11 protein-coding genes are annotated in these 12,658 nt (G+C 61.8%); all 11 read right to left on the bottom strand.

All coding sequences use genetic code 11. From position 1 onward, the window contains the following. Positions 1 to 2: 2 nt before the first annotated feature. The 11 genes from truB to P3M64_RS08340 all read right to left on the bottom strand — a co-directional run bounded on the left by truB (position 3) and on the right by P3M64_RS08340 (position 12,652). On the bottom strand, positions 3 to 926 hold the full coding sequence (gene truB / locus P3M64_RS08290) for a tRNA pseudouridine(55) synthase TruB (protein ID WP_132937775.1): 924 nt from the start codon (positions 924 to 926) through the stop codon (positions 3 to 5). Next, positions 916 to 1,374: a 30S ribosome-binding factor RbfA gene (gene rbfA / locus P3M64_RS08295; RefSeq protein ID WP_132937774.1), complete on the bottom strand. Its 459-nt coding sequence runs from the start codon at positions 1,372 to 1,374 to the stop codon at positions 916 to 918. The genes truB and rbfA overlap by 11 nt, the downstream gene beginning before the upstream one ends. A gap of 24 nt (positions 1,375 to 1,398) precedes the next feature. Next, on the bottom strand, positions 1,399 to 4,041 hold the full coding sequence (infB, locus tag P3M64_RS08300; RefSeq protein WP_132937773.1) for a translation initiation factor IF-2: 2,643 nt from the start codon (positions 4,039 to 4,041) through the stop codon (positions 1,399 to 1,401). A 52-nt stretch (positions 4,042 to 4,093) separates the two neighbouring features. Continuing rightward, entirely contained in the window at positions 4,094 to 4,714 is a 621-nt protein-coding gene (locus P3M64_RS08305) for an RNA-binding protein (RefSeq protein ID WP_132937772.1), read from the bottom strand. A gap of 18 nt (positions 4,715 to 4,732) precedes the next feature. After that, positions 4,733 to 6,298 (bottom strand): transcription termination factor NusA, encoded by a 1,566-nt coding sequence (nusA, locus tag P3M64_RS08310; protein WP_132937771.1) that lies wholly within the window; start codon positions 6,296 to 6,298, stop codon positions 4,733 to 4,735. A gap of 5 nt (positions 6,299 to 6,303) precedes the next feature. Then, the gene (gene rimP / locus P3M64_RS08315) at positions 6,304 to 6,792 is read right to left on the bottom strand and encodes a ribosome maturation factor RimP (RefSeq protein ID WP_132937770.1); all 489 of its coding nucleotides are present in this window, start codon (positions 6,790 to 6,792) and stop codon (positions 6,304 to 6,306) included. 224 nt (positions 6,793 to 7,016) lie between these two features. Further along, positions 7,017 to 7,757 (bottom strand): tRNA (guanosine(46)-N7)-methyltransferase TrmB, encoded by a 741-nt coding sequence (trmB, locus tag P3M64_RS08320; RefSeq protein WP_132937769.1) that lies wholly within the window; start codon positions 7,755 to 7,757, stop codon positions 7,017 to 7,019. A gap of 38 nt (positions 7,758 to 7,795) precedes the next feature. Then, entirely contained in the window at positions 7,796 to 8,986 is a 1,191-nt protein-coding gene (gene metK, locus P3M64_RS08325) for a methionine adenosyltransferase (protein ID WP_132937768.1), read from the bottom strand. A 361-nt stretch (positions 8,987 to 9,347) separates the two neighbouring features. Continuing rightward, positions 9,348 to 9,818 carry a helix-turn-helix domain-containing protein gene (locus tag P3M64_RS08330; protein ID WP_132937931.1) on the bottom strand — a complete coding sequence of 157 codons (471 nt, stop codon included), beginning with the start codon at positions 9,816 to 9,818 and terminating at the stop codon, positions 9,348 to 9,350. A 202-nt stretch (positions 9,819 to 10,020) separates the two neighbouring features. Beyond that, positions 10,021 to 11,592: an apolipoprotein N-acyltransferase gene (gene lnt, locus P3M64_RS08335; protein WP_276157011.1), complete on the bottom strand. Its 1,572-nt coding sequence runs from the start codon at positions 11,590 to 11,592 to the stop codon at positions 10,021 to 10,023. A 28-nt stretch (positions 11,593 to 11,620) separates the two neighbouring features. Beyond that, positions 11,621 to 12,652 (bottom strand): hemolysin family protein, encoded by a 1,032-nt coding sequence (locus tag P3M64_RS08340; protein WP_132937766.1) that lies wholly within the window; start codon positions 12,650 to 12,652, stop codon positions 11,621 to 11,623. Positions 12,653 to 12,658: the final 6 nt, after the last annotated feature.

Below are 12,658 nucleotides of genomic sequence, written 5' to 3' on the forward strand. Positions count from 1 at the left end.
AATTAGAGGTTAAGAACGCGCAGGGGGCGAATTTCGCCGCCCACAATTTTGGCCAACGCAACCACCCGATCCCCATCCATCGCGCGCACCACCTCATCGGGGTGCGCCGAAATTGGGTTTCGAGAAAGAACATGAAAGGCCGATAACGCCCGCCCATGCGCCAGTCTCGTGGCCTCCGTCGTCGTCAAGGCCAGTGCCGGGATGTCGTCCAGCGCGGTCGCAACGGCGAGCAGATGGTTTTCAAGGGCCGCACTATGCCCCAGGGTCTCTAGATTATCCAGCGAAATTGCGGATTTTTCATCGAACGGGCCGACGCATGTCCGCCTGAGCATCGCGACGTATCCGACCGTGCCCAATTTCAACGCCAAATCGCGGGCGAGGGCGCGAATATACGTTCCCTTGCCGACGGTGACGGTGAAGGTGGCGTGATCGGCGTCGGGCATATCGACCAGATCGAAGCGTTCGATACGCACGCGGCGTGGTTTCAGCGCCACATCCTCGCCGCCGCGCGCCAAGGCGTATGCGCGCTTACCGTCCACCTTAATGGCGGAAAAAATTGGCGGCGTTTGCTCGATATCGCCGATAAAATCGCCCAGGATATTTTCGACTTCAAGGCGCGTCGGGCGCGCCGAACTGGTCGCGATCACGGCCCCTTCGCCATCATCGGTGTCGCGCCGTTCCCCCCAGCGCACCGTGAAACGGTATCCCTTGGCGCCGTCCATGACATAAGAGACGGTTTTCGTCGCCTCGCCCAACGCCAGGGGCAAAATACCCGTCGCCAAGGGGTCCAAGGTGCCGCCATGACCGACCTTGGCCGCCCCGGTGCAACGTCGAACCCGTCCAACGACGGCGTTCGAGCTGATCCCTGCGGGTTTATCGACGATAAGCCAGCCGTGGATAGGTATCCCCTTGCGCCTACGCGCCATCGTCCCCCGCCTCGCCGTCGTCAGCCGTACCGATTGCGTCCTCGTCGCCGGTGTGCGCCTGAACGTCGCGGCGAACCTCGGGCGACGACAGCAACGCCCCGATCCGCCCCGCCTCGTCGAACGAGGTGTCCGGCTCGAAATTGAATTTCGGCATGTATCTCAATTGCATCCGTTTCGCCGCCTCGTGGCGCAAAAACGGACCCGCCCGGCGCAAAGCGTCAAGCACATCGTGCACTGCCGTCGCGTCGCCGCCGCCCAGCGGGGTGACGAACGCCGTCGCGTTTTTCAGATCGGGGCTGACCCGAACCTCGGTAATCGTGAGGCTGACGCCGCTCAACGCCGGATCGCGCAATTCGCCGCGCTCGACAATCCACGCCAAGGCATGGCGCAATTCCTCGCCAACACGAAGCTGGCGCTGGCTGGGAGGCCGTCCTTCCCGTTTTGTCATGAGACCCTCAATAGGGGCGCGCCGCTACAGTTCGCGCGCCACCTCTTCCACTTCAAAGCATTCGATTTGATCGCCCACCTTGATGTTGTCGTAATTGGCGAACGCCATGCCGCACTCGGTGCCTTCCTTGACTTCCTTGACGTCGTCCTTGAAGCGCTTGAGTTGGCTGAGATCGCCTTCGTGGACCACCACGTCGTCACGCAACAGACGCACCTTCGATCCCCGGCGCACCATGCCGTCGGTAACGATACACCCGGCGACCTTGCCGACCTTGGAGACGTTGAAGACCTCACGCACTTCGGCGTAACCTAGGAAATTTTCCCGGATCGTCGGGGCGAGCATGCCCGATAGCGCCTTGCGCATGTCGTCGGTGACATCGTAAATGATCGAATAGTACCGGATATCCACGCCGTCGCGCCGTGACAAATCGCGAGCCTGGGCGTTGGCGCGGACGTTGAAGCCGATGATGAACCCGCCGCTGGCGCGCGCCAGGACGACATCGGACTCATTGATGCCGCCCACCGCCGCGTGCAGAACGCGGGCCTTGACCTCGTCGGTGGACAATTTTTCAAGAGCGGTCAGGATCGCTTCCAGCGAGCCGTGGACATCGGCCTTGATGACCACCGGAAGTTCTTCGGCCTCGCCTTCCTGGATACGCTCGAACATCTGTTCCAGCGTGCCGCGGGCGCCGGCGGCGGCGCGCACGTCGCGCTTTTTCCGCTGGCGGTATTCGCTGACTTCGCGGGCCCGGGTGTCGCTATCGACGACGACCATCTCGTCGCCCGCCTCGGGGGTACCGTTCAGTCCCAGAACCTCGACCGGAACGGCGGGACCGGCGGCATCCACCGTTCCCCCATGGTCGTCGATCAAGGCCCGCACCCGGCCCCATTCGGAACCGGCGACGAAGATATCGCCCTTGCGCAGGGTGCCGCGCTGCACCAAAACGGTGGCGACCGAGCCTCGGCCCTGCTCCATTTTAGCCTCGATCACGACGCCCTCGGCGGGACGGTCGGGGTTGGCCTTGAGGTCGAGCATTTCGGCCTGCAGCAAAATCGTTTCCTCAAGCTGACCGAGGTTGGTGCGCGCCTTCGCCGAAACCTCGACACACATCACGTCGCCGCCCAGTTCCTCGGGCACCAGTTCGTGTTGCAGCAATTCGGTGCGCACGCGGGCCGGGTCGGCTTCGGGCTTGTCGCACTTGTTGATGGCGACGATAATCGGCACATCGGCGGCCTTGGCGTGATGAATCGCCTCGACGGTCTGCGGCATGATGCCGTCATCGGCGGCGACCACCAGGATCACCAGGTCGGTGACCTTGGCGCCGCGGGCGCGCATGTCGGTAAAGGCGGCATGGCCCGGGGTATCGACAAAGGTGATTTTCGCCCCCGATTCCGTGGTCACCTGATAGGCCCCGATGTGTTGCGTGATGCCCCCGGCCTCGCCACTGACGACGTCGGTCGAACGCAATGCGTCGAGCAGCGACGTCTTGCCGTGATCGACATGGCCCATCACCGTCACCACCGGGGCGCGGGGCGCCAAGTCACCCTGGGCGTCATCAATGCCGGCCAGGCCGATTTCCACATCCGCCTCGCTGACACGGCGCGCGGTGTGGCCGAACTCCGCCACAACCAGTTCGGCGGTGTCGGCGTCGATCACCTGGTTGATGGTGCTCATGACGCCCATCTTCATCAGTTCGCGGATAACATCGACGGCCCGCTCGGCCATCCGGTTGGCGAGTTCTTGAACCGTAATGGTCTCGGGAATGACGACATCGCGCATGATTTTCCCGGCGGTGGCGCGGGCCTGCTTTTGTTTCTGTTTTTCCTTTTCGCGCGCACGGCGTACGGCGGCCAGCGAACGTCCGCGCTCCTCGCCATCGGACAGGGCGTCGGCAATCGTCAACTTGCCCGAACGGCGACGCTTTTCGTCACTCTTGCGCGGTGCGGGGCGGCGTTCTTCTTCGCGGCGCTTAACCGGCTTCTTGTCGGCATCCGGTTTTTTGGCGTGACCGTCACCGCGGTGAGCGCCCTTGGCCTTGCCGTCATCGTCGTCGCCGGTAGGTTTAGCGGACTTAACCGAACGCGGGGAACGCGCCGTTTCCGGAGCGTTCTCACCTTGCCCACGCTTCTGCCCAACCTTGGTTTCCTGGGCCGCCTCTTTCGCGGGCGCGGCGCCCTCGCCGTCGTTCAGGGCTTCCGGTGCGCGCGCGGCTTTTTCCTCGGCGGCGGCGTTGAGGGCCTCTTGCTCTTGCGCCAGTTTTTCCTGGGCCGCTTTTTCCTTGGCCTCGATCTCCAGACGCGCGGCCTCATCCTCGGCGCGGAGGCGCGCTTCTTCGAGCGCCTTGGCGCGCGCGGCCTTTTCGCCCTCGGTCAGCTTACTGAGATTCTCCTCGAAGACCTTTTCCGCGGCGGCGGTCGCCCGGCTCGCTTCCGGCGTTGGCGTCGGCGTCACCTCGGGCGGCTCGACCAGCTGCGACTGTTGCGACATCTTTCCGTCGGAATTGCGCGTGTAGGTGCGTTTTTTCTTCACCTCGACCGTCACCATCTTGGAACGGCCATGGGAGAAACTCTGGCGCACCTGACCTGTCTCGACCCGTTTTTTCAATTCGAGTTTCCCGGGGCGATTGAGGCTCAGAGGTTTTTTATCAGTGTCTTTGGTATCGCTCATGTTTATCCGTTTCCAAAGCCAGAGCCGTACAGTTGCAGTCCCTAGCCGCCGCTCAACGCGACGCGTGTTCCGTGCGGCGCATCCCTTTCAGGCGCTCCGCCTCAATTAGCAAAACCTCGGCCAGCCGCCCCGGAGCGACGGCGGCGTGAACCGTACGCTCGCGCCCCAAGGTGTGGCCCAGATCGGCGGCGTCGAACAAGTCGAGCACCGGGGTATCCCCCGCCAAGGCGCGCACCTTGGCGCGACCGTCCGGGGCGCCGTCGCGCGCCGCCAGGACGACTCCGGCGGGGCCTTTCGCGCGTAGCGATTCGCGAACTTTACCAAAGCCCGCAACAACCTGCCCGGCGCGGCGCGCCAGGGCGATGATTTCAAGGCAGCGGCGCTCCAAAAGCGCCTCGATACGATCGGCCAAGTCCGCGTCCACCACCACACGCCGACGCGCCGCCTTGGCGAAAAGTTTGCGCCCGATGGCTGTATGTACCATATCGCGCGACGCACACAACCACAATCCGCGCCCGGGTAATTTTCCCGCGACATCGGGAACGATCCGATCGTCCGGGCCGACGACAAAGCGCAGCATCGTCGCCCGTGGATGGTGCGCCCCACTGACGATGCATCGTCGCGTCGCGCCGTCCACCGCCGTGGGGTGCGCATTGCCGCCGCCATCGGCCATCCGTTTTCCCTCGCCGTATTAAGCCGATGTCGCGTCGCCTTCGCTTTGCCCATCTTCGGCAAACCAATGCGCGCGGGCGGCCATGATGATCTCGTTGGCCTGGGTTTCACCGATGCCGTCCTCGGCGAGAATTTCGACCAGTTCATCCCCGGCAAGATCGCCAAGATCGTCCAACGTTTTCACCCCGCTGTCGCCGAGTTTCACCAGCATCGCAGGGGTAAATCCCTCAAGCGCCTTCACCTCGTCGGAGATGCCCAACTCCTCCAGACGCCGCGCGATATCCTCTTCGCGCTGCGCCAGGTAAGCGCGAGCCCGTTCACGCAGTTCCTCGGCCACCGACATGTCGAAACCTTCAATTTCGGCCAAGTCGTCCACCGGCACGAAGGCAACTTCGTCAACCGAGGTAAACCCTTCGGTCAAGAGCAACTGGGCAATCACCTCGTCGATATCCAGGGCGTCAACAAACAACTGCGAGCGTTTGCGGTTTTCTTCCTGGCGGCGCTCGGATTCCTCATCCTCGGTTAGAATATCGATATCCCAACCGGTCAACTGCGACGCCAAGCGCACGTTTTGCCCGCGCCGACCAATCGCCAAGGAAAGCTGATCCTCAGGCACAACGACCTCGATCTTGTTGTTGTCCTCGTCCAAGACCACCTTGGCCACTTCCGCCGGGGCCAGGGCGTTGACCAGAAACATCGCCGGATCGGCGGACCACTGGATGATGTCGATTTTTTCGCCTTGCAGCTCGCTAACCACCGCCTGCACGCGCGAGCCGCGCATGCCGATGCACGGCCCCACGGGGTCGATCGACGAATCGTTGCTGATCACCGCCAGTTTAGCGCGCGAACCGGGATCGCGGGCAACCGCTTTGATTTCGATAATGCCATCATAAATTTCCGGCACTTCCTGAGCGAACAGCTTGGCCATGAACTCGGGCGCCGTGCGCGACAAGAAAATTTGCGGCCCGCGCTGTTCCTCGCGAACATCCTTGATATAGGCGCGCACCCGATCGCCGTTGTTGAAGTGTTCGCGCGGGATGGTGTCGTCGCGGCGCATCAAGCCCTCGCCACGCCCCATATCGACCACGACGTTGCCGAATTCGACGCGCTTGACGATGCCGTTGACAACCTCGCCGATGCGGTCTTTGTATTCCGCATACTGACGCTTGCGTTCCGCTTCGCGCACTTTTTGCACGATCACCTGCTTGGCGGTCTGCGCCGCGATGCGTCCGAAATCGATCGGCGGCAGGGGATCGACGATAAAGGCGCCGACCTCGGCGTCGGGCTTGCGCTTGAGGGCTTCGCTCAAGACGAGCTGAGCCGCTTCACTTTCGGGGTCGATCTCGGCGTCGTCGGCGACAACCTCGATATAGCGCGCCAGCGTGATCTCACCCGTGGTCCGGTCGATGTGGGCGCGAATGTCGTGCTCGTGACCATACTTCGAGCGACCGGCGCGCTGGATCGCTTGCTCCATCGCCTCCAGGACCTCGTCACGATCAATCGATTTGTCCCGCGCCACGGCATCCGCCACGGTCAAAAGTTCGGGGCGGACATGCAACCCAACGCCACTTTCCAAGTCAGCCATCTTCTTCAATTCCCTATCTGTTGCGCTTCGGCAAGCAGTTCGTCCGTCATCAATAATTTGGCGCGATGGATGTCCTCAAACGCCAGTTCGTAATCTTCCCCTTCACAGGAGATACGCACCGTCGATCCCTCGACACCCAGCAGACGCCCCGAAAAGCGTTTGCGGCCCGCCACCAGATCGTGCGTTTCAATTCTGACTTCGTAGCCGCAAAACCGTTCGAAATCCTTCAGCTTGACTAGGGGGCGGTCGAGGCCGGGCGAACTGACCTCAAGGGTATAGGCCGCCGAGATCGGATCATCGACGTCCAGCAGGGCGGACGTCGCGCGCGAAACGTCGGCGCAATCGTCAACCACGATCGGCGCGCCATCCTTGCGTTCCACCATGATTTGCAGGCGCACCCGCTGCGCGCCCGAAATCTGAATACGCACGATGTCGAAGCCCATGTCCTCGATGGTCGGGCCAATGATTTTTTCGATCCGGTCGGTAACGTCCATATTTTTTCGTTTTCTTCGTTTTGTATCGTTCTTCGCTTAGTGTCGGGGACCTTCATCGGCCCACCCCAAACCGTCCAGGAAAATAAAACCCGTGCCGTCCAGGAAAATAAAAAAGGTGGGCCGCGGCCCACCTCATCGCCCATCACAACAGGGGGCATATGAGAGTCTCATATCTAACTGGCCTTTCAATACACCCGTTAGAAGGCGAATATCAAGTCTTTTCATTACGCCCCATCGCCCAAAGATCGGCGGCGTCGGCGAAAGCACAAGTAGGCCGGACGATCGCCGGCTAAGGCCTTTTCCTCGTAGCGGGTAGCGATCCAGTCCGCGGGGGGCGTACGCCAATCGCCGGGACGGCGGGCGGTCCATTCGAAATCGGGGTGAGACAGGACGTGAAACAAGGCCCAGCGCACATAATCCATATGATCGCTGGCGACGCGCAACGCGCCGCCATCCTTGAGCAAGCGGGCGATATGATTAAGATTTTCGGGGTTGATAAAGCGCCGTTTATGGTGGCGCGTCTTCGGCCAGGGATCGGGAAACAGGACGAAAAAACGATCGAGCGACGCCTCCGGTAACATCGCAAACAGATGACGGGCGTCATCGTCGTAAACGCGCACGTTACGAACATCATGACTTTTCAGCGCGCTAAGCAAGCTGGCGACGCCGTTTTTAAACGGCTCGCACCCAATAAACCCGATATCCGGGTGGGCGCGCGCCTGTTGGGCCAAGTGCTCGCCGCCGCCGAACCCGACCTCGAACCACAATTCCTTCAACCGATCGGGGAATAAATCAACGAGAGATCCCCGGGGATCGACCCGTATGGTCGGCAAGTACGTGTCGATCAGATCCTGTCGGGCGGGACGCAGCTTGTGCCCTTGTCGGCGACCGTAGAAAGGTAGTCGCGCCGCCGCCTGGGAGGAGGCGCCTTTCTCTTTGTCCGGCGCATCGCTATCGGCTGTCATGGATCGGCCTTTCGCGCGCCGGGCCCTTGCGCGACGGCCTAGGAAAAGGCTGCGCGCAAATCGCCGACGAGGTCCGTGTCTTCCCAGGAGAACCCGCCGTCGGCGGCGACCTTGCGGCCAAAATGGCCATAAGCCGCGGAGCGGGCGTAGATCGGCCGGTTGAGGCGCAGATGTTCGCGAATGCCGCGTGGCGACAGATCCATCAACTGACGCAGCGCATCCGACAATTTATCCTCGTCAACTTGGCCCGTTTCATGGGTGTTGACGTAAACCGACAACGGCTTGGAGACGCCGATCGCGTAGGCCAACTGAATGGTGCAGCGCTCCGCCAGGCCCGCCGCGACGACATTTTTCGCCAGATAGCGCGCCGCATAGGCCGCCGAACGATCGACCTTGGTCGGATCCTTGCCTGAAAAAGCGCCGCCACCGTGTGGCGCCGCGCCGCCATAGGTATCGACGATAATCTTGCGTCCGGTCAGCCCGGCGTCGCCGTCGGGGCCGCCGACAATGAACTGGCCCGTCGGATTGACGTAAAATTCATCTTCTGGACACATCCAGCCTTCGGGCAGCGCCGCCGTCACGTAAGGACGAACGATTTCGCGCACGTCGTTCTGGCTCAACCCTTCGGCGTGCTGTGTCGAAACCACCACCGAGGCGGCGCCAACCGGCTTGCCGTTGTGGTAACGCAACGTCACTTGGCTCTTGCTGTCGGGGCGCAAACCAGGCTCGGTTCCGCCGCGGCGCGCTTCGGCCATGGTGCGCAATATGGCGTGGGAATAATGGATCGGCGCCGGCATCAGCACGTCGGTTTCGGTGCAGGCGTAACCGAACATGATCCCCTGATCGCCCGCGCCTTCGTCCTTGTTGCCGCTGGCGTCCACGCCCATGGCGATATCCGGCGACTGGCCGTGAAGGAGGACTTCCACATCGCAATCGCGCCAATGGAAACCGTCCTGTTCATAGCCGATTTCCTTAACCACCCCGCGTGCGATCTGCGCGATCTCGGCAACGTTGACGACGCCGGATGCGCTCACCAAGGGTTCAGGCCCACGCACCTCGCCGGCGAGGACAATCTTGTTGGTGGTCACCAAAGTCTCGCACGCCACGCGAGACACCGGATCGCCCGCTAAAAAGGCGTCGAGGATGGCGTCGGAAATTTTATCGCAAACTTTATCCGGGTGTCCCTCGGAAACGGATTCGCTGGTAAACAGATAGTCGGCTCTCGCCATAAGGCCCTCCGATCAGATTGAAAAACAAACGGACCAGGGCTTTATCGTCGGGATCGACGTCTCGCCCACTTAGCGCCATGTTTAACGTGGTGGCAAGCGGTCCAAATCCATCCACGACGCCGACCAAAATGACGGCGCAGGCTGTTGTTGCAAGGTTTAACGCGAAGGTCAAGAATTTTTTGCATCGCCTACCTTTGCATTTCGCCCGCCGTGACGGTCAATTCCACGGCGCGCGCCGTCACTAAAATTGGTGCGCGTCGTCACTAAAATTATCGCAAAAAAAGAGGCGACCTTAAAAGCCGCCTCCTTGGAACTTTGATCGTGCGCATCGCCCATGGACGCGCGCCGACGTTCGAACGGTTCAGTCCATCTGTTCGCCGTTGGCGATGGCCTTCGCCAATTCAAACAGGCGCTTGCGCACCTTAGGGTCTTCGATACGGTAGTAGGCGCGCACCAATTCCAGGGTTTCGCGGCGCATCAAAGGATCGCTCTCGCTCGCCTCGGAGGTTTCGGGCAACGTGCGCTGACCATTGACGGCGGCTTTTTTCACCTCGTTCGACATATCCTCGAAGAAGTACGACACCGGAACGTCGAGAATCTGCGACAGTTCGAACAGACGCGAAGCGCCGATGCGATTGGCGCCGCGTTCATATTTCTGAATTTGCTGAAAGGTCAGGCCAACCGCTTCGCCCAGCTTCTCCTGGCTCATGCCGATCAAGGTGCGGCGCTGGCGCAATCGCGCGCCGACGTGAACGTCAACGGGGCGGGGGACGCCGACGGGGCGAGCCTGGGGGCCCGTATTGTCTTGTGCTGAGGCGCTGGACGCCAACATGGGTGCATTCATCTTTTGCTTTTCTTTCATTTCTTAGTTGCAGGGGGGGATGCAACATATTTACAACTTTGTCTTAACGCTGACTTGCTAGACATGTGGGGTTGTGGGGGCTGAATAACCAGTCATATCCCTCAGGTCAAGCGAGAAAAATCATACAATGATATGCGAGTGCGCGCGGAACCCATCATTTCGGAAGTACACGTTAAACTTTCACGCGCCTCGATAACACGCCGCTAACCCCCACCATGGCAAGGAAAATCGCCAACACCACGGCGTTACCGTAGCGCGCGTATAGCGGGACCGCACCGACCCCTCGCGGCAGTCGACCGTCGATGACGCCTGCGCGCCCCAACGCCAAATGATGGCGCACTCTGCCGTAAGGGTCGATAATCGCGGAGATTCCCGTATTGGCGACACGCACCATCGCCAGCCCTTCCTCGACCGCGCGCATACGCGCGCTGACCAAGTGCTGATAGGGACCGCTGGTGCGCCCGTACCACGAATCGTTGGTAATATTCAACAGCCATGCCGGCCTGTCTGTGGGGTCGGTCACACGGTCGGGGAAAATCACCTCGTAACAGATCAAGGGTCCTACAGGGGGAATACCGGACATGCGCAGGGTGCGCAGCCCAGTCCCCGCAGAAAAATCTTCCTGACCCGCGGTAATTTTTTCAATCGGCAATATCCCACGAAAGGGCACATATTCTCCGAAGGGCACCAAATGCGTCTTATCGTAGGTCGCCACGATGCGTCCGGCCCGATCGATCGCCTCAAGGCTGTTCCAGACCCGGCGCTTGCCGTCCTTGCCGATCGCGGTGCGCACGGCGCCGGTAATCAGGACCCCGCCGGGCGGGGCGGCGCGCGCGACCTCCGCCCGCACCACGGGATCGCCGTCCAGAAAATAAGGCACCGCCGTTTCCGCCCAGATCACCGCCGTCGGCGGCGGCGTCCCCGGCGGCGGGGGGCGTCGGCTCATGGCCACCTGTTCGAGGACGTGACCGTTGCGCAGTCCCCTCACCCATTTCAAGCGTTGGGGGATATTGGGCTGCACCAGACGTAAGTGCACGCCATCGAAAAAGCGGATATGCGCCAAATCCAGCCGCAGCCATCCGGCCAGGCCCAACGCCGCCAACCCCAGCCAAGCGACGAACGCCACCGTCCGGTCGGCTCGCCGCCGGCGGGAAAAACCATAAATGGCGGGCGCCGTCGCCGCCAGGACAGTGATCATGCCCAGGCCATAAGTACCGATCCATGCCGCAGGCTGAATCATGGCGTCGGAAAAGGCCCATATAGTCCCGATCAGATTCCACGGAAAGCCGGTGAACGCCCAACTGCGCACCCACTCGAAAGCGCCCCAAAGCGCCGCCATCCAGATCAACTGGGCGGCCGGGCCGGTCGGACGCCAGAGCCGGGCGCAAAGCCCCACCATCGCCGGAAACAAAGCCATGCCGACGGAAAATCCAACAACCGCAAACGGTATTAACCAGGCGAATTTTTGCGGATCGACCAACAGCGCGGCCGAAATCCAATACAGGCCGACGGCATAATGTCCGACCCCCCACCACCACCCAACGGCGAACGCCCGGCGGACCCCGGGCGCGGCGTCAAGCGCCCAGAACAACCCGACGAACGCCACGATCAGCAGGGGGAAAAGATAAAGCGGCGGCATCGCCAGCGCCCCCGCCGCTCCGCAAACGACCAGAGCCAACCGCCGCCGCCAGGGCGGCAGACCGACGAACCACGCACGCACCCCGACCAGGCTCATTGCGCCCATCCCGCGCGACATATCCGCTTCGCCCCGATCACGACGCCTCGCGGTCCCGATCGACGCCCTGCGCCAGCGAGACCTTAACCCGTTTAATCCGCCGCGGATCGGCATCGAGAATTTCGAATTCCACCCCGGCGCGATGACGCAAAATTTCGCCCCGAATCGGCACGCGACCCGCCAAAGAAAAGACCAAACCGCCGAGGGTGTCGAAATCCTCGCGCTCATCCTCATCGACAAACGGGCCGATGGCTTCCTCAAGGGCTTCGATATCCACCCGCGCGCTGGCGTCGATGGCGCCGTCGGCGCGCTTGAGCAGGGGCGGCGCCTCCTCGCGATCGTGCTCGTCTTCTATTTCTCCGACGATCACCTCGACAAGATCCTCGATCGTCACCAAACCGTCGATGCCGCCATATTCATCCACCACCAACGCCAAATGGCAGCGTTTGACCCGCATTTCCAGCAACAGTTCCAACACCTGCATCGACGGCGCAACGAACAAAACCTTGCGCAACAGATCGCCGATGGCCGCATCCTCGTCGGCGCACCCGTCGCCGCCACGAGTCAACACGTCCTTAATGTGGACCATCCCGATAACATCGTCCAAATTCGCCCGATAGACCGGATAACGCGAATGACCATGCCGGGCGACCGCCGCAATAACATCATGCACGCGGGCCTCCGACTCGATGGCGACGATATCGGCGCGGGGAATCATCACGTCCTCGACATCGAGACCCCGGGCTTGCAGGATGTTGGAGAACAAGGCCCGTTCGTCATCCCCCATCGGCTGAGCGCTGTCTTCGTGGCGATCGATCAATTCTTCCAGGGTTTCACGCACGCCGTGTTCGCCATCGCCGCGCGCCGGCGCGAACAGGGAAATCAAGCGCCGCCATAACCCCGAACGTCCTCCAGACGCAGAAGACGGGCCATCGGTCGGCGAGGCCTGGGCATTCGAGGTCGTGGACGCCAAAGTGTCGGGGGACGCCAAAGTGTTGGGGGGCGTCGGAGTGTCGGGGGACGCCGAAGTGTCGGGGGGTGTCGGAGTGTCGGGGGGCGTGTCGGTCATCTCCTC

Source organism: Varunaivibrio sulfuroxidans (assembly GCF_029318635.1).
GTDB classification, from domain to species: domain Bacteria; phylum Pseudomonadota; class Alphaproteobacteria; order Rhodospirillales; family Magnetovibrionaceae; genus Varunaivibrio; species Varunaivibrio sulfuroxidans.

Coding starts and splice junctions, on each gene's coding strand:
- rimP (WP_132937770.1), bottom strand. CDS start 6,792: ATGGACGTTACCGACCGGATCGAAAAAATCATTGGCCCGACCATCGAG.
- infB (WP_132937773.1), bottom strand. CDS start 4,041: ATGAGCGATACCAAAGACACTGATAAAAAACCTCTGAGCCTCAATCGC.
- nusA (WP_132937771.1), bottom strand. CDS start 6,298: ATGGCTGACTTGGAAAGTGGCGTTGGGTTGCATGTCCGCCCCGAACTT.
- P3M64_RS08330 (WP_132937931.1), bottom strand. CDS start 9,818: ATGTTGGCGTCCAGCGCCTCAGCACAAGACAATACGGGCCCCCAGGCT.
- rbfA (WP_132937774.1), bottom strand. CDS start 1,374: ATGACAAAACGGGAAGGACGGCCTCCCAGCCAGCGCCAGCTTCGTGTT.
- P3M64_RS08305 (WP_132937772.1), bottom strand. CDS start 4,714: ATGGCCGATGGCGGCGGCAATGCGCACCCCACGGCGGTGGACGGCGCG.
- P3M64_RS08340 (WP_132937766.1), bottom strand. CDS start 12,652: ATGACCGACACGCCCCCCGACACTCCGACACCCCCCGACACTTCGGCG.
- lnt (WP_276157011.1), bottom strand. CDS start 11,592: ATGGGCGCAATGAGCCTGGTCGGGGTGCGTGCGTGGTTCGTCGGTCTG.
- metK (WP_132937768.1), bottom strand. CDS start 8,986: ATGGCGAGAGCCGACTATCTGTTTACCAGCGAATCCGTTTCCGAGGGA.
- trmB (WP_132937769.1), bottom strand. CDS start 7,757: ATGACAGCCGATAGCGATGCGCCGGACAAAGAGAAAGGCGCCTCCTCC.
- truB (WP_132937775.1), bottom strand. CDS start 926: ATGGCGCGTAGGCGCAAGGGGATACCTATCCACGGCTGGCTTATCGTC.